Source organism: Enterococcus sp. AZ103 (assembly GCF_051714685.1).
GTDB lineage: Bacteria > Bacillota > Bacilli > Lactobacillales > Enterococcaceae > Enterococcus_A > Enterococcus_A alishanensis.
On sequence record NZ_JBIOSI010000001.1, the window covers coordinates 1,339,318 to 1,358,957 of the forward strand.

The 19,640-nt window shown below is 32.6% G+C and carries 19 protein-coding genes; 18 read left to right on the top strand and 1 reads right to left on the bottom strand.

Annotation, left to right across the window (positions count from 1 at the left end; all coding sequences use genetic code 11):
* The first annotated feature begins 10 nt into the window (after positions 1-10).
* A complete protein-coding gene (locus ID741_RS06870) occupies positions 11-769 on the top strand; it encodes a tyrosine-protein phosphatase (protein ID WP_438719491.1) in 759 nt (252 codons plus the stop codon).
* A 33-nt stretch (positions 770-802) separates the two neighbouring features.
* On the opposite strand, the gene ID741_RS06875 is transcribed toward ID741_RS06870, so the two are convergent.
* Positions 803-2,356 (bottom strand): helix-turn-helix domain-containing protein, encoded by a 1,554-nt coding sequence (locus ID741_RS06875; RefSeq protein ID WP_438719492.1) that lies wholly within the window; start codon positions 2,354-2,356, stop codon positions 803-805.
* A 271-nt stretch (positions 2,357-2,627) separates the two neighbouring features.
* On the opposite strand from ID741_RS06875, the gene ID741_RS06880 reads away from it, so the two are divergent.
* From ID741_RS06880 to ID741_RS06960, 17 genes are all read left to right on the top strand, one after another.
* Positions 2,628-3,884 carry an O-antigen ligase family protein gene (locus ID741_RS06880; protein WP_438719493.1) on the top strand — a complete coding sequence of 419 codons (1,257 nt, stop codon included), beginning with the start codon at positions 2,628-2,630 and terminating at the stop codon, positions 3,882-3,884.
* A complete protein-coding gene (locus ID741_RS06885) occupies positions 3,872-4,921 on the top strand; it encodes a glycosyltransferase family 4 protein (protein WP_438719494.1) in 1,050 nt (349 codons plus the stop codon). Before ID741_RS06880 ends, ID741_RS06885 begins: the two co-directional genes overlap by 13 nt.
* Before the next feature lie 104 nt (positions 4,922-5,025).
* The gene (locus ID741_RS06890; RefSeq protein WP_438719495.1) at positions 5,026-5,610 is read left to right on the top strand and encodes a YveK family protein; all 585 of its coding nucleotides are present in this window, start codon (positions 5,026-5,028) and stop codon (positions 5,608-5,610) included.
* Positions 5,611-5,641: 31 nt separating this feature from the next.
* On the top strand, positions 5,642-6,853 hold the full coding sequence (locus ID741_RS06895; RefSeq protein WP_438719496.1) for a polysaccharide pyruvyl transferase family protein: 1,212 nt from the start codon (positions 5,642-5,644) through the stop codon (positions 6,851-6,853).
* On the top strand, positions 6,850-8,262 hold the full coding sequence (locus tag ID741_RS06900; protein WP_438719497.1) for an oligosaccharide flippase family protein: 1,413 nt from the start codon (positions 6,850-6,852) through the stop codon (positions 8,260-8,262). The genes ID741_RS06895 and ID741_RS06900 overlap by 4 nt, the downstream gene beginning before the upstream one ends.
* Positions 8,259-8,984, top strand: coding sequence for a WecB/TagA/CpsF family glycosyltransferase (locus tag ID741_RS06905; protein ID WP_438719498.1), 726 nt, complete (start codon positions 8,259-8,261; stop codon positions 8,982-8,984). Before ID741_RS06900 ends, ID741_RS06905 begins: the two co-directional genes overlap by 4 nt.
* Positions 8,981-10,165, top strand: coding sequence for a glycosyltransferase family 4 protein (locus ID741_RS06910; RefSeq protein ID WP_438719499.1), 1,185 nt, complete (start codon positions 8,981-8,983; stop codon positions 10,163-10,165). The genes ID741_RS06905 and ID741_RS06910 overlap by 4 nt, the downstream gene beginning before the upstream one ends.
* 62 nt (positions 10,166-10,227) lie before the next feature.
* A complete protein-coding gene (locus ID741_RS06915; protein WP_218326299.1) occupies positions 10,228-10,920 on the top strand; it encodes a winged helix-turn-helix domain-containing protein in 693 nt (230 codons plus the stop codon).
* A gap of 284 nt (positions 10,921-11,204) precedes the next feature.
* Positions 11,205-11,888 carry a sugar transferase gene (locus tag ID741_RS06920; RefSeq protein ID WP_438719500.1) on the top strand — a complete coding sequence of 228 codons (684 nt, stop codon included), beginning with the start codon at positions 11,205-11,207 and terminating at the stop codon, positions 11,886-11,888.
* 35 nt (positions 11,889-11,923) lie between these two features.
* Positions 11,924-12,328, top strand: coding sequence for a YveK family protein (locus ID741_RS06925; RefSeq protein WP_438719501.1), 405 nt, complete (start codon positions 11,924-11,926; stop codon positions 12,326-12,328).
* A gap of 149 nt (positions 12,329-12,477) precedes the next feature.
* Positions 12,478-12,696, top strand: coding sequence for a hypothetical protein (locus ID741_RS06930; protein ID WP_438719502.1), 219 nt, complete (start codon positions 12,478-12,480; stop codon positions 12,694-12,696).
* A 17-nt stretch (positions 12,697-12,713) separates the two neighbouring features.
* Positions 12,714-13,397, top strand: coding sequence for a CpsD/CapB family tyrosine-protein kinase (locus ID741_RS06935; RefSeq protein ID WP_438719503.1), 684 nt, complete (start codon positions 12,714-12,716; stop codon positions 13,395-13,397).
* 64 nt (positions 13,398-13,461) lie between these two features.
* The gene (locus ID741_RS06940) at positions 13,462-16,296 is read left to right on the top strand and encodes an immunoglobulin-like domain-containing protein (protein WP_438719504.1); all 2,835 of its coding nucleotides are present in this window, start codon (positions 13,462-13,464) and stop codon (positions 16,294-16,296) included.
* A gap of 16 nt (positions 16,297-16,312) precedes the next feature.
* Complete coding sequence (locus ID741_RS06945) at positions 16,313-16,795, top strand: DUF4352 domain-containing protein (RefSeq protein ID WP_438719506.1); 483 nt, start codon at positions 16,313-16,315, stop codon at positions 16,793-16,795.
* A gap of 166 nt (positions 16,796-16,961) precedes the next feature.
* Positions 16,962-18,068, top strand: coding sequence for a non-hydrolyzing UDP-N-acetylglucosamine 2-epimerase (wecB, locus tag ID741_RS06950; protein WP_218326292.1), 1,107 nt, complete (start codon positions 16,962-16,964; stop codon positions 18,066-18,068).
* A gap of 35 nt (positions 18,069-18,103) precedes the next feature.
* On the top strand, positions 18,104-19,039 hold the full coding sequence (locus ID741_RS06955) for an LCP family glycopolymer transferase (RefSeq protein ID WP_438719507.1): 936 nt from the start codon (positions 18,104-18,106) through the stop codon (positions 19,037-19,039).
* Positions 19,040-19,333: 294 nt separating this feature from the next.
* The gene (locus ID741_RS06960) at positions 19,334-19,474 is read left to right on the top strand and encodes a hypothetical protein (protein ID WP_438719508.1); all 141 of its coding nucleotides are present in this window, start codon (positions 19,334-19,336) and stop codon (positions 19,472-19,474) included.
* Positions 19,475-19,640 lie beyond the last annotated feature (166 nt).

The window sequence follows — 19,640 nt, forward strand, 5'->3', positions numbered from 1 at the left end:
AGTGATATTTGTGATCGACTTACATTGTCATATTTTGCCTGGGATAGATGATGGTCCTCAAACATTGGAAGAGAGTATAGCTATGGCTCATGAAGCGATCCGACAAGGGATTAACTATATTTTATGTACCCCTCATCATGATAATGGTCATTATAATAACCCTGCTTCAAAAATTATCCCAGCTGTTCAAGATTTACAACAACAATTAGATCAGCGTAAGATTGAGTTAACTTTGTTTGAGGGTCAAGAAATACGTTTAACTAGTAATCTGATGAAAGAAATTCAACAAAAAGACATTCTATTTGTTGATTTAGCGAATCAATATTTATTGATAGAGTTTCCAACAATGGAAGTACCAGCTTATGCTGAACAGTTATTTTTTCAACTGATTGAACAAGGCCATGTACCGGTAATTGTGCATCCTGAACGCAATGTTATTTTTTCTCAAAATCCAAATCGCTTACTCCCCTTTTTAGAGATGGGTACACTAACTCAGTTGACAGCACCTAGTATTGTTGGTTTTTTTGGTAAGAAAATTCAAAAGGCAGCCAAGCTAATGCTGGAAAATAATTTGGTTTATATGGTGGCTTCTGATGCACATAGTATTAAAGACCGTGGTTTTTATTTAAAAGAGGCTTATCAGGAAATTGAAAAAATGTTTGGTAAACAATATGCGAGGGACATGGAACAGATGTCAAAGGATTTGTTGAATGGTGATCCAGTGCAACGACCAGCCTTTAGAAAAGTAAAACACAGTTTTTTTAAATGAATAAAATAAAGCACGAGTAGTTAAAATATTATTTTAACTACTCGTGCTTTTTAGTTCGGGCAATTTTTTTTGTTGATTTTTTTTGAGATAAAGACTGCTTAGTATTTTTTCTAATGTATAAAAATCGAGCTTCGTGGGTTCTGTTGGAATGACGATATTTGGTGTTAAAGATTGCTCTACTACAGAAATTTTTTTAGTGGAAAGAAATAAATCCATTGATCTGCTCTTAAATAAACAATCATTATGGGTGTAAATTTCTAATTTATATTTATCAATAAACTCATTTTTGATTGTTTTAATGAGTTTTTTTTCTTCTAAACTTGATAGATCCGATTCAAAAAAAATCTGCAAAGGTTCTTCGATTTTTGAAAGCAGCGTGAGGGACTCTAGTAATAGTGAATAAACTGAACGTAAAAAGTTGGTTTCTTTAAAAAGTGGGAAGCCCGTCTCACTATACAGTAAAGAAATCAAAGTTTCTGAAAGACTTTTTAAATGAATGGGTAGCTGCTGGTTTGAAACATCAAATAAGCCATTTAGGTTGGTTACCGTCTGATCTTCGTTATGAAATATTTGTGCGCATAAATGTGCACTGTATAAACTTTGACTAACCAGTTTAAGGTCATCTTTTTGAATGAAAAGATTTTGGTTATCCAATAAAATTTTTTTAAATGCTTCGACCGATTGGAATAACTGTGTCTTTCTTTCATAATGAAATGTCGTGAACTTTTTTAAAATGTAACTGTCATTAAACACCTCATCTTTTGTGAAGATGTATAAAAAAAGAAATCCGATTTCTTCTCGATGATAAAATTCTTTTGGTAAAACATCCTTCAATTCATAAAAAAAATGATCAAATAAGTCATTTTTCTCAATATTTTCCTTTAATTCTTTCGATAAAGTGATGTACTTTCCCTGTTTTGTCCGTTCAATGCCTATTGCAATCATGCAAAAGAGCTTTTTATACCCAAAGTCTGACAGACATAAATGAAAAAAAGGAATAACTTTATTAATAATTTTTTCCACTTTTAATTTTGTTGTACTGCCATAAAGCCAGGTGTCTTTGGTATAGGAATGAAACAAGAGCGATAGACTTAATCGACGAATTTGGATTTCACTACCAATTAGTTCCAGAGAACGTCGTTCGATTGAAATCCCCTTAGGTAAAAGTTTTTTTCTGAATTTATTAATCATTCGCCACAAAGAAGATTCACTTACGTAATATTCATGTGAAAACTGGATAATTGAAGGGATTTTTGAAAAAAAAATTTTCATTAGAAGCTGATAATTAATCGTTTCTTCAATAATTTTAAAGACTAAATCTTCTAAAGCAGTCTCAAAGTCATAATCTAAAAAAAAGCCTTTTTTACTATGACTTTTAATTACGATTTCTTTGTTTAAGGAGAAAGTATCAATGTCTTCTTCAATAAATGTTAGGTACTTTGAAATTGTCCGTTGATTAATCTCCAATGTCAATGACAATTCATCTACAGAAACCCAAGTTTTTTTTTCCATAAAGAAATAAATGATTTTAATTTTTGTGACTGTTTCTTTATCAAACAGATCAGCAAGTTGATTAATTGGAATCATTTTGCATGATAATCTCCTTCCAATAAGTCAATGACTTATTTTTAATGTAGTAAATATTTTAAAAAAATATAAATTCGAAAAAAATAAGGACTTGTTAATTTAAGTTTTAATAATAATCACACTTATAAGTATATATGTTAAAGATAAAGTTATTCTGTCAGAAAAATGCTAAAAACTAACAAAAAAAGATGTTTATTAACTAACTAGATAGAATAATATTAATTATATTTGTTGTGGCAATTTGTTAATTCTAATGTAGGGGAGAAACATTTTGATTGATCGAATGAAGGCGCAAGGCTTTTTATACTTAATAATGATTTTTCCATTAATTGATATTTTTAATGGGGTTTTTATATCTTATGGGCATAATATTCCTTTAGGAACAGCTTATCGAATATTTTTTATTGCATACATAATATACGGTGTTTTATCAAAAGGCATAAAACTTAATGGTAGTTATGCTCTACTAATTATTTCACTCTTTTTATTTATAATACTCTGTATTGTTCAAACTATTTTTTTTGAAACGAATATTTCTTTATTAATAGAAGAATTTTCTTATGTTATTCGTTTTTCATTGTGCTTGTTGATTCCTTTTTTTGCTAATCAATTTGAAGAATATTTGTCAATTAAAAAAATTATGAACGTAGCCATCTCCTTAAATGTTCTATTAATTGGGGGCTTAATTATCCCTTATTTTCTTGGTTTAGGGAATAGCACATATGATGATACAGCTGGTTTTAAAGGTTTTTATTTCGCAACGAATGATATCGCTTATGCTTTTTTAATTATGCTTTTTTTCATGGGCTGGCTGCTTATTCAGCGAAAAAGAAGATCGATCCCTGCCGGTTACTTATTGATTCTTTATTTTCTTGATATGTATTGTTTATTGATTTTAGGAACAAAGTCGGGATTGTTGGCTGGTTTGATCTATTCTATTTATTTGATTTTTCATTTTCTTTATCGCTATCGAAGTCAAACATTATATGAACAATTTTTTGTTTTTGAATTTTTGTTAGCTATGCTTTTTTTTCTATTAGTAAAAGGAAAAGAGTTCATATTAGGATCTCTATCTGGAGTGCTACAACGATTTGCTTATTTTAGAACACTGTATCAAGACGATTGGGTAAGGCTATTTATGAGCTCTCGAAATGTCTATCTTAAAGAAGCTGTAGATAATTTTTTACAATTGCCTGATAATCAATATATTTTTTGGTTCGGCCAAGGTTTTGAAAACCGTTGGAATTGGTATGGAAGAAGAGGCGGATTAGTCGAAATGGATTTTTTTGATATGTTTTTTTCTTATGGAATTATCGGAACTATGATTCTTATAGCAGTGATAGTTTATTTTTTAAAAGTAGCCTTGTATCGAAAAGCGAATAAATTCAGCATTTTTTTATTAGTTTTTACCATTATATATAGTCTTTTAGTGGGACATGTATTTTTCTCAGCATTATCGGCAACGGTGTTTGGTTTTATGTGCATGTTTATCCAAGAAGTAAAGAAGGAGCAAGTATGTCAAGAATAATTATGGTAGGACCAGAAAGTACTGGCAAGGGTGGGATTTCAACAGTTATTAAAAATTTCATTCAATATTTCCCCGAAAATAATAATTTGCAAATAGATTATCTATTTTCTTGGCATGAAAATTGCAAATTACGCTATGCTTTACAGTCGTTTGGACAACTATGGCACAAAACCCATACCAAAAAAATAGCAATTGTTCATTTTCACGTGTCGCAAGATGCTAGTTTTTACCGAAAATCTGTTTTGTTAAAAGCAGTCAAAAAAGGAACAAAAACTATTTTTCATATGCATGCACCAAATTTTGAAAAATTTTACCAACAAGCATCTGTAAAAAAGAAACAATATATTCGTAAAATATTGGATCAAATCGATTTAATTGTGGCTCTTAGTGAAGAGTGGGCTGTGTATTATCAGTCTTTGACAAAGACAGAAGTAATCGTGATTCATAATGCTGTTTATGTACCACAAGATAATCATTATCAAGCTCAATCAATGAACATTCTTACTTTCGGTCGAATCTGTGAACGAAAAGGCAGTCAGGACATTGTCACAATTGCATCAAGACTTGAAAAAAAAATACCAAAACTACGATTTCATCTTTTCGGTGATACTGATGAAACGACAGTTAATATTATTGAAAAAATAAAACAACTTGATTGCAAAAATATTGAGCTGCATTCTTGGACAACAAATCAACAAGATCTTTTAGCTGATTGTGCTTTACACTTACTGCCCTCTTACCATGAAGGTGTTCCAATGGCTATTTTGGAAACGATGGCTTTTGGGGTTCCTAATTTGGCAACTGATGTTGGCGGGATTAAGCAAGTCTTAGAGGACAAGAAGAATGGTTTTTTAGTTGTACCAGGTGACGTTGATCAAATGGAAGAAGATATCTTGAACTTTTTTTCTAATGTAGAAAAACGAAAAGACTTTTCTGTTCATGCCAAGCAAAAAATTGAAGACCATTTTTCTATTTCAGCTTATTTTTTAATTTGGGAAAATGTATATGAATCATTATCTGAGACAGGAAAGGAGTAATCATGTATTCATTTAAAGATTTCATATATTTTCTTTGGTTACACAAGAAAAGTATTGTGATAATGACATTTTTATTCACGGTGATAGGTTGTGCAGGCTTTGCCTTGACAAAGGGTTTTCAATATTCTAATCATGTTTCTTTTTTATTGTCAGCAACAGATGAACAGACTGAAAAAAATTCTTTTGAAGGGGAAGATGAACAAGAAATTGAAAATAGAATCATCAACAGCAATATCAAACTAGTGGAAACATACAAAGAAATGGTTAAAAGTGACACCATGATTCAACAAATTCAAAAAGATAATCCTCAAAAAAATTGGTCAGAAATTTTGAATGCTCTGACAGTCAACAGCAGTATCAATTCACAAATATTCACTGTAGTTGTTACTACTGATAGCCCTGAGAAAAGTCAAAAAATAGCTAGATCAATAGGGAAAAACTTTCCAAAAGTAGTTGAAAAAAATCATTTACCGCGAGAAGTTTTTGTTCTTGCAGCAGAATCAACTGAGACCAGCCGTTCGCCTAGTTTTTCTAAATTATTAATTGAAGCTCTGTTACTGAGTTTTATTTTAAGCACTTCTTGTAGTTTTATTTGGGACAATTTATATAAAAGAAAATACATTCAAAACTCGGAAACCGTCCAGTCCCTGATCGGGGTAGAAGTTATCGGAGTTATTGATTATTACTAAATACAGAAAATATGAAAGTAGAGTTTAACAAATGAAAGCAATATTAGTAAGTTTCATTGACAGTACAAATATAGGGGATCGTTTGATAGCTGAAGTTTTATCTAAAGAGTTATTGACTGGTATTGAGACACGTAAATTTAGTTACAAATTGCTTGAGGATTCTCAAATTAAGCTAGATAAAAATTTAGTTCGTCGATCGGAAGTTCATAACATCTATTATAAGTACTTTCGTCAATTACCTTTTGTAAAAAATTTGGTTAGCCACAGTAAGTGGCTAAAATCTTGCAAAAAAATGTATGATCCGGAAAGTATCCAACGATTTGAAGAGGCTTTGAAGCAAACCGATCTTTTAGTAATTGGAGGTGGGAATGCGATTTTTGATTTATCACCAGTTACGTTATCTGCGCAACGGTTTGATCAAGTAGTGACTTTGGCAAAACAATATCAAGTGCCGATATTTGTAAGTTCAATTGGTATTGGTCCCTTTTGTACTGAAAAACAAAAGCAAGCGGCTGTTGAGACATTAAAAAAATGTGACTATATTACTTTTCGCGATTATCGATCTTGGCAATACATGAATGGTTCTCATCATCCTGCAGTTTACCCTTCAGTTGACCCAGTGTTTCTTTTGCCAGCAGAAAAATCTTTCGAGCAATTAAAAGCTCAACGCGATGGATTCCAGCGTATTGGTATTTGTGTGATTGATTACCGGATTACTGGTTGCTCACAGAAAGAATATTTACGGTACTTAAAAGATTTAACAGCTTTAATTCAACGTCTAGTTGACCAACAAAGAGAGATAGTTTTATTTTCTTCTGAAGTTCAAGATTATGAAACAATTGAAACTATTTATAGTGAGTTTCAAAGACAGCCGCAAGTAAAATTGGTTCCTATTAAAGATAAAGAGGAGTTACTCACGTTATATCAAACTTTGAATCTAGTAATTGGTACTAGGATGCACTCGATGATTGTGGCAGTTTCACAATATATACCTATTATCGGATTATCTTGGCAACAAAAAGTTGTTGAAATGTTTAAAAATCTTAGCATTGAGAATGATGTTTTTCCGATAGAAGAATTACATGTAAACACTGAACTATTAATAAAAAAAGTAGATGAAAGATTAGACAATAATCAGCAAATGATCAATCAGGTGAAACAAGCTAAAGAAGATATGCAAAGTGCTTTTACAATTAATTATCAGATCATGAAAACTATTCAGAACAGTTTGACAGATCTATGAATCAATATAAAAAATTATTCAATGATTCGCTGATTTTTGCTATTGGTAGTTTTGGGAGCAAATTAATTACCTTTTTTTTAGTAGGTTTTTATACCTACTATCTAACTAAAGCACAGTATGGAACTGCCGATTTATTGATAAATACAATTAATCTTTTACTTCCAATTGTTAGTTTAAGTGTCTCAGAAGGTGTATTGCGTTTTGTATTAGATAGTAAAAGCAAAAAAGAACAGATGAGCTGGTTATCAGTAGCTTTACGAATTAATTTGATAGGTCTTGCTTTTTCGGGAGTTTTGCTATTAATTGTCTATTTATTAGGGCTACATTGGACAATCTCTTCAAGTATTGGGTTGCTAAGTTTTGTTCTATTAACAATTCAATCATTTCAATTAATTCTTATGCAATATATCAAAGCGGTTGGTAAATTAAAAATCTATGCAGCAAACGGCATTATTCTTTCATTGCTGACTTTACTTTTTGGCATTCTATTCTTTCGGCAAATGAATAACAAATTGGTAGCTTATTTCTTGTCATTAGTAGTTGCCAATAGTTTCTCATTAATTTTTTTAGTTCTTAATATTTCTTGGAAGGATATGTTCTTTAAAAAGTCGGCAAGCAGTTTTCAAAGCAAACAAATTATTAAGTATAGTTTGCCACTAATTCCAAACTCTGCAATGTGGTGGATATTGACTACCTCTAGTCGTTTTATTATGACCTTTTTCTTAGGGGTAGCAAGTAATGGAATGTATGCTGCTGCAAGCAAAATACCTAATTTATTATCGGTGCTTGGTGCTATTTTTATGCAAGCTTGGCAGTTATCCGCAGTTGAGCAATATCATAAAAAAGATGCGGGTCTCTTTTTTCAAAAAGTATTTAATCACTACAGTACCTTTTTATTGTTTTCTTCAGGTATGATCTTACTATTTTTGGATCCATTAGCAGCCGTTTTATTGTCTAAAGAATTTTATTTTGCTAAAGCATACATTCCTCTTTTATTGATTAGTAATTTTTTCTCCTGTATTTCAGGTTTCTTTGGCACTACTTATATAGTAGTGAAAAAAACAAAAGGAATTTTGACTACTTCATTAATCGGAGCAGCAGTGAATTTGGTAGGTAGCCTATCATTAATCCCATTAATTGGCATTAATGGAGCGTCTTTAGCTTCTAGTTTAGGTTTTTTCATCATTTTTTATTTACGTAAACGACAAACTAATCATTTAATGGACAGTCAATTAACTACTGGAACGATGTTTTTACAATTGGGTTTATTAATTGTTCAGATCATGTTGAAACAGTGGGGAGGATTCTCCAAAATATTCCTGTTTACCAGTCAAGGATTAATTATTTTTTTGATTGTTCTAATTGGATTATACCGTAGTAATTCAGGTCAGAAAGGGGCGTTAAAATGAAAAAAATAAAATTATTTGACCTCCTAATAGATAATGGAAATTTGCAGGAAACTGTTGATGAAATGGTGGAGAGAATCAAAAATAACGAGGTAATTGAACACATTGGGGTGAATTCTAATAAAGTAGTTCTTTGTCAAAAAGATCCTAAAATAAAAAAAATTATTCAACAAGCCGACATGGTAAGTGCCGATGGTTATTCGATTGTATGGGCTTGTCGGTGGCTTAAAAAAAAGAAAATCGAACGAGTTACCGGCATTGACACCATGACAGAGTTACTTAAAAGTGCTGAAAAAAATGGTTTGAGTTTATATTTTTGGGGTACTAAAGAACGCATCTTAAAACAATTATTAATAGTACTCAAACAACAGTATCCAAATTTGAATATTGTTGGTGCTCAAAATGGGTACTTCAAGGATGAGACAGCTGTAGTAAAAGAAATTGCTGAGTGTCATCCGCAAATTTTATTCATTGGAATGACTTCTCCTTACAAGGAAGAATTTGTTGCTAAGTATAAAAGGAAGTTCAATGCTAATTTACTGATGGGAGTAGGCGGTAGTTTTGATGTGTTGGCAGGAGAAATTTCACGAGCGCCTACATGGATGCAACAAAGTGGTCTGGAGTGGCTACACCGGTTTATGAAAGAACCGAAAAGACTTTATAAACGCTATGTTTTTGAGAATATTTATTTCATTTACTTAGTGATAAAGGAGAAATTTAAATGAAGAAGCTTCGGGTAATGTTACTCACTTATGGGAAACTGCCTATTCCAGCAGTAAAAGGCGGTGCTGTTGAAACTTTATTAGATTCTTTAATTGAGGAAAATGAGAAACATCAATTATTAGAATTATTCATAGTATCTAAAGATGATGTGGCCATTACCGTTTTTAATAAAACTCACAAGTTTAGTAAGGTGATCGCAGTCAAAACAAAAGAACGTCCTTTAAGGTGGTTCATGCAAAAAGTTTTGAATAAAGTGCGGTTCATGTTAACTGGGAAAAAAAAGAATTTGATTCCCTACCCAGAGATAATGACTAAAGCTCAAGATTATTTGCAGAATACTGCAGTCGATTGTCTAGTGGACTTAAATTGTCCTGAAAGAATTCCCATTATTCGGACATTTTTTTCAGGTAAATTAGCGGTCTATTTACACAATGATTATTTAAATGACCAAACTATGAATGGAAAGGAAATTTTACAACAGTTAGATGGAGTCATGTCAGTCTGCGATTTTTTAGCTAAACAAATAAAGAAAATTCCCAAAGTCAAAGAAATGCCACCATTTTATCGAGTAAACAATGGGATTAAATTAGAAGATTATCAAATGGCAAGCCCGATTGAGAAACAAACACTTCGGTCGGAATTAAGTCTAAAAAAAGACGATTGTGTCATTGTATTTTCTGGGCGAATTACGGAAACCAAAGGAGTACATTTACTGCTAGCAGCCTTAGATAAAGTTAAATTTAAAAAAAATGTGAAAGTTCTAATACTAGGTGGTACAACTTATAGCGCAATTAAAAAGGATAACTACTTCAAAAAAGTCATGGCTCAAGCAGAACAACTACCGATCGAAGTAAGATTCACCGGCTATATAAAAAAGACAGAGGTTCCTTCTTATTTAAAAGCAGCCGATATTTGCGCCGTTCCATCAATCTTTCATGAAACTTGTTGTCTTTCGGCTGTCGAAGCACAAGCAATGGGGATACCAGTAATTGTCACTAGAATTGGTGGAATTCCAGAATATATCAGTGAAGATAGTGCGCTTCTAATTGATTATGATAAAAATTATATAAATAATTTCGCCAAAGGGTTAGATCGATTAATTCATGATGATAAATTTCGTAAGCGATTAAGTGATCAGGCAATAAAAGGAAGAAACCGACATTCACAAAAACGCTACTATTGAGGAATTTGTTAGGAGTATAGAACAATTAACTGAAACCGAACAGTTAAAGAAGGAGGAAAGTCATGAAAATATTAATCTTGACTAAAAATGTATTAGCTGAATCAAGTTTCCAAAATAAACTACAACAATTAAACCATGAAGTTTTTTGTAGTACTTGTCTGATAAGCGATTTTCATTTGATGGCGAAAAAAACTACGCAATTAGTTACTTGTTTTGATGCAGTAATCTTAAGTGAAACTATTTCTTACCAAGAATTGGATGAACTAATGTTCAATATTCGTAATCAAGTTCCTGCTATTTTCAGAAAGTATGAAAGTAAATTTGCAAAAAATTACGAAGAAGAACGAACAGAGTACAGTATAGATCAATGGATCAAAAGTGATGCTTCATTGGAAGAGATTCGAGAATTGTGCCAGACAGTTCTCCAAACAGAAATCGCAGAAATAGATAAAGGAAATTATAAAAAGAAATATCATTTTTATAGTTTTGGCTTATCAAAAAAAGAAAGTTTACTTTTGAATTGTTTGTATGAATATAAAGGACTGTACGTTTCGAGACAAGAACTGATTGAAAAAATTTGGGGAAAAGAAGAAGTTACTAATTCAAGACTATCTGCTTTGTCCACCTGTGTCCGTAACATCAAAGAAAAAGTCGAAAAAAGTGGGCTATATTGCAACCCGATTGATACCTCATGGGGGAAAGGTTATAAAATTTCAGATGATTTCTATCAATTAATTGAAAATAAGGCAGGTTAGCTTAAAATTATATAATATTAATTTTTATAGAGAATTTTTAATTAAAAATCTAAAAAAAACGAAAAATTAACAAAAAAAAAAGAAGATTGCATTAAATATCATTCTAATTTAAAAAAACAGTATTTTTTGAATATAAAAATTCAAAAAAGAGACAATTAATTGATGGTTCATTAATTCCCTTCTGTTTTATTATTACTTTGTTAGCTGTAATGACTCTAAAGAACAAGGTCTTATTAATAAAGAAAAATATATCGGTAATTTACCGATCATTTGGAAGTGAAAAGATGAATAACATTTATGAGAATAATCCTGCAATAGGAAAATTTGATTTAAAAAACAAAACAAGTTTGGCTTATTCCGACTTTTTGGGAAGTAAAACCAAAAGACTTATCGATATTATTATCAGTTTTGTAGGGCTCATTGTTCTTTTAATTCCTTTTGCTTTAGTGAGCTTGCTGATTAAAATAGAAGATCCTAAAGCACCTGTTTTTTTTAGTCAAAAGCGAGTTGGTCAAAATGGGAAGTATTTTATCCTATATAAGTTTCGGACGATGTCTGTGAACGCAGAAAAACGTTTGGCAGACTTGACTGAAAAAAATGAAATTCAAGGCCCAATGTTCAAGATAAAATGTGACCCGCGCATTACTCGTGTTGGTCATTTTTTACGAAAGTTTAGCATTGATGAGTTTCCACAATTATTAAATGTATTAAAGGGAGACATGTCGATTGTGGGGCCACGACCAGCTCTACCTAAAGAGGTTGATCAATATTCGGCTTATCATCGTTTAAGATTACTTGTAAAACCTGGATGTACCGGTCTTTGGCAAGTAAGTGGACGGAATAAACTTCATTTTGAAGAAATGATCCGCTTAGATATAAGCTACATAAATAAAGGGAGTTTTCTTTTTGATTTAAAAATCATGCTAAAAACTTTTTTAGTCATTATCACCCATGACGGAGCTTATTAGACCAGTACATAAATTATCGGAGGCAACAAATTATTATGGATGAAAAATTCAATTTCACCTTTTTACTTCAAACAATTAAAGAAAAACTACCCATTATTATTTTTTGTAGTATCACGGGATTATTGATTGGTGGGTATATTTCTTTTTTCTGGATTACACCAAAGTACAGCTCGCAGACTCAAATGATTGCTGCGACCAAAACGACTGAAGAAAATATTTCAAATGAAATTACTGCCAATTTACAATTAGTAAAAACTTATAAAGAACTGGTATTAAGTGACTTAGTTTTAGGCGAAGTGCAACAAGAGCTGCAATCTGAAGAAAATCAGAATATGTCTATTAGTCAATTAAGAGAAGCAATCACGCTGGAACAACAGCAGGAGTCGCTTTTTTTTCCATTCGAGCAGTTAGCGATCGTCCTAGGTTGGCTTCTTATTTAGCCAACACAACTTCTGAAGTATTTCAGGAAGCACTGGAAGATAGTCAGATACCAGGTGAGATTTCGATTACAAGTAAAGCAACAGCAAGTTGAAATCCTTTTTCACCAAATCATAAATTAAATTTAGTGTTGAGTTCATTTATTGGAGGAATGGTTGGATTTTTATTTGTCCTGTTACGAGCTAGCCTTGATCAAACAATAAAAACTGAACAAACAGTCTTTGAAATTTTTGGTACCAGTGCACTAGGAATTATTCCTCATACGACAAATGTAGATATGAAAATGTCTGCTAAAGATAAAGATCTTTTGAAAAGAGATCTCACAGGCACTTCAAACAGTGTTTCAAGAAGAAGAAGAAAAAGAGTTTAAATTAGGAGTAGCGAAAAATGAGAGAAAGAGAAAACCGATTAATTGCGATTGAAAACAGATTTTCACCAATTACCGAGCAATATCGCAACGTACGAACAAGTATTCAATTTGCTGCTTCATCTGGAAGACCAATGAAATTACTTTTGGTTACATCAACTGAACAGGAAGAAGGAAAAACGACCTTGGCTTCAAATTTAGCGGTCGTCATGGCAGAAACCAATACAAAAGTACTATTGATTGATGGTGATTTACGCCGATCAACTGCTGGGAAAATTTTTAATTTACGTACTGGCACAGTTGCTGGTTTAAGCACATTGTTAAGTAATGTTGGTAGTTCACTTGAAGAGGCTATTCAAAGAACACAAATTAAAAATTTAGACTTTTTACCTGCAGGACCGATTCCTTCTAATCCTTCAGAGCTGTTAAATTCAAATCGTTTAAATGAAATTTTTCAACAGGTGGAGGAAAAATATGATTTTATTATCGTCGATTCACCACCGCTTTTAGTAGTAACAGATGCTCAAATTTTCTCATCGAAAGTTGATGGCGTTGTTTTAGTGGTTCGAGAAAATCGTACGAAACGAAATAATTTAATAAAATGTAAAACCCTACTAGAGCGATCGAAAGCACGCTTAATCGGCGTTGTTTATAACGGTGCCAAATCTCTGAGTGCTGGAAATTATAATTATTATAAGTATTAGGGGGTGATGAATGATTAGGTTGAGATTCAATTCATAAAAGGAAAAAAAGAGAGGGGAAAAAAGAGTGAAGAAAAAGAAATTATTAACTATTGGTGCTAGCAGTTTAATGTTATTGAATGCAGGATTACTTCCTGTCGTATCGTTAGCTGAAGAAAAAACAGCGGGGACTGAGGAAGTATCGCCGGAATTAGCTGAAAGTTTAGCTGACAATAACTTGCCAGAAATTAATGCTGAGCAACCAGCACCGGCGGAAGAACCAGCTGAATCTGCTGTAGTTGAAAATACAGAGGAAACGACTGAACAAAATGCTATTCAACCACTAGATGTTGGTTTGGTTGCTTGGGGAGAAATCGGTTTGAAGATGTCAACCGATAAAAATTTAGTTATCAACAACCAAAAAACAGAAGGTATTTTAACAGTTGATTTAAATGTTAGACAATTAGCTAACATGTCATACAACGACAAAACTTTTTATCAAGTGAAATTGCCTAATGAGTTTAAACCGTTGTTACAAGATCCGCGTTTCATCAATTATTTATCAGGTGAAATGAAAGCTTATAACTTTGGTATTCAAATTAAAGCTCAAAATTATACTTCAGCTGATATTAAAGTAGATCCAGATAGTTGCTCTTTAATTATTCAAAATCCAACAATTTCTACAATTATCGGGATTTTACCACGGGTTTATTGTTCAATTAACATCGATTTAGGTGGCTTCGTAACTGATACAGAAATTCGCGTGCCAAATTCCCTAGATGGGAAATATCACTTTAACACAGCTCTATCTCAAGACAACAACATTATTGATTGGACTGTTGGTGGCGGAAAAGAATCTAGTGGCTTCTTAGAATATGCTCAATTAGATCCAGCATACGGAACTGAAAAACCTGTTTTAACTGCTGAAGATCGAAAAATTATTTTAGGTGAAGACTTTACTGGTTCATTTGCTATGAGAGGTGTCTCTGCAATTGATAAAGAAGATGGCGATATCACTAAAAATGTAGTCATAATTGATAATCCAGTACAACCAAATGTACCAGGTGTTTACCCTGTAACATACAAAATCACAGATAGCCACGGGTTAACTGCTACTAAGACAATCAACGTAACAGTAGGTGAAAATGTATTACCGGTAATCAATGCCGAAAATAAAATTATTGAAAAAGGTGAACCTTTTAATCCATTAGAAGGTATTACCGCGCATGATGAAGAAGATGGGGACTTAACTTCAAAAGTCATCATCAAATCAAATAACGTTAATACTAATGTCGCTGGAAAATACTTTATTACTTATTCAGTAGAAGATAGTCATAGAGGAATTACCACTAAAGATATTGAAGTTGAAGTGAAAGAAAGTATTCATGGTATTACAGTGAATGATTATACTGTGGGCCAAGGGCTTATCACTGGTAACTATGAAGGTGATGTTTCTTATCTTGAATTTTATGTTGATGATAATTTGGTCTCTAAAGGTGGGACATTGAAAGATGGTAAATTCACCTATGAAGTGAACAGTGGACTAATCAAGAAAAATTCAAAAGTTGTGTTAGTTGCTTATGATAAAGATCAAAAGAAATTAGATGAAAAAACTGTCAAAGTTCTATCTAATTATACTGGCACAATTTCCGCTTATGATTATACAGTTGGTGATGAATACATTCGTGGAACGTACACAGGTGATGTGAAAAAAGCAAAAGTAATTGTTAATGGAAAAGTACTTTCTTTAGGTGGCTCTTTCAAAGATGGTGAATTTAGCTACTGGGTTGGTAAAAACGCAATTAAACAAGGTAACAGCGTATTAATTAACGGTTACGATGTTGATGGTGATGTGTTAAGCCAAAATAATAAAGTGACTGTAATTGCTGCGCCTGCAGCAGCTGGAACTATTACACCAAATAATTTTTCAGTTGGAGCGGTCGAAATTACTGGTTCTTACACAGGTGATGTGAAAAAAGCTAAATTGTACGTTAATGATAAATTAATTTCACAAGGTGGAACATTTAGAAATGGTACTTTCACTTATTATGTAGGTCAAAATGTAATTTCTAAAAATTCAAATGTACGTTTAGTTGCTTTAGATTCTGAAAACAAAGAATTAGATAGTAAAACAGTTCGAGTTGAATCTAATACTTCAGGGACTATGCTAGCAAGTGATTATACAGTTGGAGATGAATACATCACTGGGGTTTACAGTGGAGATGTGAAAAAAGCGAAAGTAATTGTTAATGGAACTGTTTTATCACTCGGTGGTAATTTTGCTAATGGACGCTTTACTTATTGGGTAGGAACATCAAGAATTAAAGCTGGAGACAGTGTGATGATTAATGGTTATGATCAAAATAATTCGTTGTTGACTCAAAATAACCCAGTTACTGTTAAACAAGCGCCTGCAAAACAAGGTTCAATTTCTCCAAATAGCTATACTATTGGTAATGGTGAAATCACTGGAACATATAGTGGAGATGTACGCAAAGCTCGCTTATCAGTGAACGGAAATGTTATTTCTTGGGGCGGAACTTTTAAAGATGGACGCTTCAATTACTATGTGGGTAATGCTATTAAAGAAGGCGATAATGTTACTATGAACGCTTATGGAACAGACGATGTCTTATTGCAAGAAAACGTAAAAGTATCTTTTGCAAATTCATCTTATAATGGCAACATTTCTCCTAATGTATACAACGTTGGGGCAATTGAAATTTCTGGAGTTTATTCAGGTGATGTAAAACAAGCTTATCTTTATATAAATAATAGCTTGGTTTCAATTGGTGGAACATTTAGAAATGGATCCTTCACTTATTACGTTGGAAATGCCATCAAAAAAGGTGATATTGTCAATTTAGTCGCTTATGGTCCTGATGGAAAAGAATTAGATAGAAAAACAGTTCAAGTGAACTAATGAACGGAGATTTTGCATGAAAAAATTTTTATTGAGTATGATCGCAGTTGGTTTTGTTTTAACTGGGTGTAATTCTAACACTAACAATAAAACAGATGACAGTGGTAATAGCTCCGCTTCAATTGCTAAAGTGGAAGTAAAAGATGGTTTAAATGTGCCTTTTACAGCTGACAGTATTGAAATGAAAATCACTGAAGTATCCAGCAGCGAATCTGTAAATGAAGCTGAAAAACCTAAACAATTAATTACTTTTTCAGTCGAATACAAAAACATTGGTACCCAAGATAAAGGTATGGGAGCAATCGATTTTCAATTAGTAACGGATAAGAAAGATAAAACCTACAATGTAACAGAAGAAATGGAAGCTTTTGGTGGTGTGTTAAAACCAGAAGAATCAGCGACTGGTAAATTGTATTATCTAATTGGAACTGGAGAAAAACCAACAAAATTGGAGTATGCACCAACTGATAAAACTCTAAAAACATGGGACCTACAATAATAGATTTTTTCATTGTCCGTTATAACAAAAGAATGGTTTATGAATCAGTAGATTTAAGATTGTTTATTTTATGTAGAAAATGAGGGGTTTTGAAGGAGAGTGGCGGATTTCTCCTTCAAGACCTTTTGTTATAAATTGTGAATTTTTTAATAAAAGGGAGATACATATGTCGATAAAAGTAATGTCGATTTTTGGTACTAGACCGGAAGCAATCAAGATGGCACCAGTAATAAAAACTTTAGAGAGGGATCCACGTTTTCAATCAAGAGTTGTCGTTTCAGGTCAACATCGTGACATGCTGGATCAGGTATTGAATTTCTTTAAAATAACTCCAGACTTTGACTTGAATATTATGAAAAAAAAGCAAAGTTTAAGCGAAATGACAACTCATATTATTGATAAATTGACGCCCGTACTAGAAGCGAATATGCCGGATGTTGTTTTGGTTCATGGTGATACGACAACGACTTTAGCAGCAGCTTTAACAGCTTATTATCTAAAAATTCCGATTGGACATGTTGAATCAGGGTTACGTACTTGGAATAAATACTCTCCATTTCCAGAGGAAGTGAATCGTCAATTAGTTGATGCTTTGTCGGATATTTGTTTTGCTCCAACAAAGGAGAGTGCCGTTAATTTGATTAAAGAAAACCATCGACAAGAACAAGTATTTGTTACTGGAAATACAGCGATTGATGCAATGACATATACGATAGATAAAAAATATACTCACCCCAATTTATCAAACGAGGGAAAGAAAAGACTTTTAGTCACGATGCATCGAAGAGAAAATTTAGGACAGCCAATGATAGAAGTATTTAAAGCATTGGCGCAGATAGCAAAAGAAAAAGATGATGTAGAAATTATTTTTCCGATGCACAAAAATCCGCTTGTTCGTGAACTGGCTGAAAAAGAACTTGGAAATTTAAAAAACATACAATTAATCGAACCGCTAGATTTATTTGATTTCCATAATTTTGCACAACATTCAGATTTAATTTTGACTGATTCTGGTGGTGTTCAAGAAGAAGCGCCCTCACTGGGGATTCCAGTTCTTGTATTACGTGATACAACAGAGCGTCCAGAAGGAATAAAAGCGGGTACTTTAAAACTTGTTGGTACAAATCAAGCAACAGTCTATCAGGAAACGATGAGGTTATTAGAAGATCCGATAGCTTATCAGAAGATGTCTGAGGCAACTAATCCCTATGGTGATGGTCATGCGAGTGAACGGATAGCTGATATATTAGCGCAGTCTTTTAATGATTTTTGAAAGAAGACATGCTAGATGGATAATGGAGTGAGTATATGAGAAATAAGGGAAGAAGACCAAGTGGAAAGCTGAAAAAAACCTTAATTTTACTAGTAAGTATTTTATTAGTTTTGGTTGGCTTGATTACTGCTACAGCAGCAAAAGTGCTTTATGATGTAAAAGGAGTCACTGATGAAGTATATGAGCCAGCAAAAAAAACTCAACCTCTTGATGAAGTTAGCTTAAATCAGAAAAAATCATTTAGCGTATTATTATTAGGTGTTGACACAGGTGCTTTAGGTCGAACAGAACGAGGACGTTCTGATACGTTAATGGTAGCAACCGTTAATCCAAATACGAAAAAAACCGTAATAGTAAGCATTCCTCGAGATACTTATACAGAGATTGTTGGACATGATACGATGGATAAAGTTAATCACGCTTATGCTTTTGGTGGTGTTGATATGGCTGCGGATACTGTTGCTCAATTATTAGCTATACCAATCAATTACTATGTTGTTATCAACATGAAGGGGATCGAGACTTTAGTTGATTCAGTTGGGGGGATTGAAGTAGATAATCCATTTGCTTTTACCTATGAAGAAACTGAATTTCCAGCTGGTTCACAGTATCTAAATGGAAATAAGACATTAAAATACGTTCGGATGCGCTATGATGATCCAGAAGGAGATTATGGCCGTCAAGGAAGACAGCGAGAAGTAATAGCTGGAATTTTGAAACAAATGGTTAGTATTAAATCGTTAAGAAATTATCATAGTATTTTAAATAGTCTAGGAGATAATTTACAAACAGATATTACCTTTAATGATATCGAATTATTATTTAGAAACTATCGTGAAGCGTTTAATCAAGTGGATTCAGAACAAGCAATGGGTGAAGGTTTTATGCTAGATGAAATTTCTTACCAAAGTATTCCATTGGACGAACTTATTAGAATTCAAACGTTATTAAAAGAACAATTAGCCAATTAAAATTAGTGTAATAAAATGTAGATTCCATTTTAGTGAGGTATTAGATTACAAAAATACCTTGTTAAAATGGTTTTTTTATACGGTTTGATTTACAAAATTTACCATTAGAAAGTTTTAGATATGTCCAGAGAAAATGCACAAGAATATTTAATTTCAACTAGAGAGTTGTGCTGGTAGTGGTGGTAGATTTGATCCATTATGTGGGCCTACAGTCCTCAGATATGGACTTCTGATGATATAAAGGCTGTTGAACGTTTGTAAAACGAAGCCTCTTTAATTTATCCGCTAGTAGCTATGAGTTTTTATGTTTCAACGTTACCAAATCATCAACTTGGTCGAATAACTAGTTTGAAAATTAGAGAAATCATCGCTCAACAAGGAAATTTTTATGATGAATTAAATTTAGGCGACCATTTTTTTATGGGCGAGAGTTAAAAATACTGGCTTGGGTTTACCAAAATCTGCAGGTGATTGCTTCAGTAGTCAGTGGATATTTACAATCGAAAATAAGAAATAGTAAAATTTGTTGAGTTGCTTTGCCTTTTCATTTAACGTCTAAAAAAATTGTTCTTTTTCCTGTCTTCTTCTACAATGAACAGCA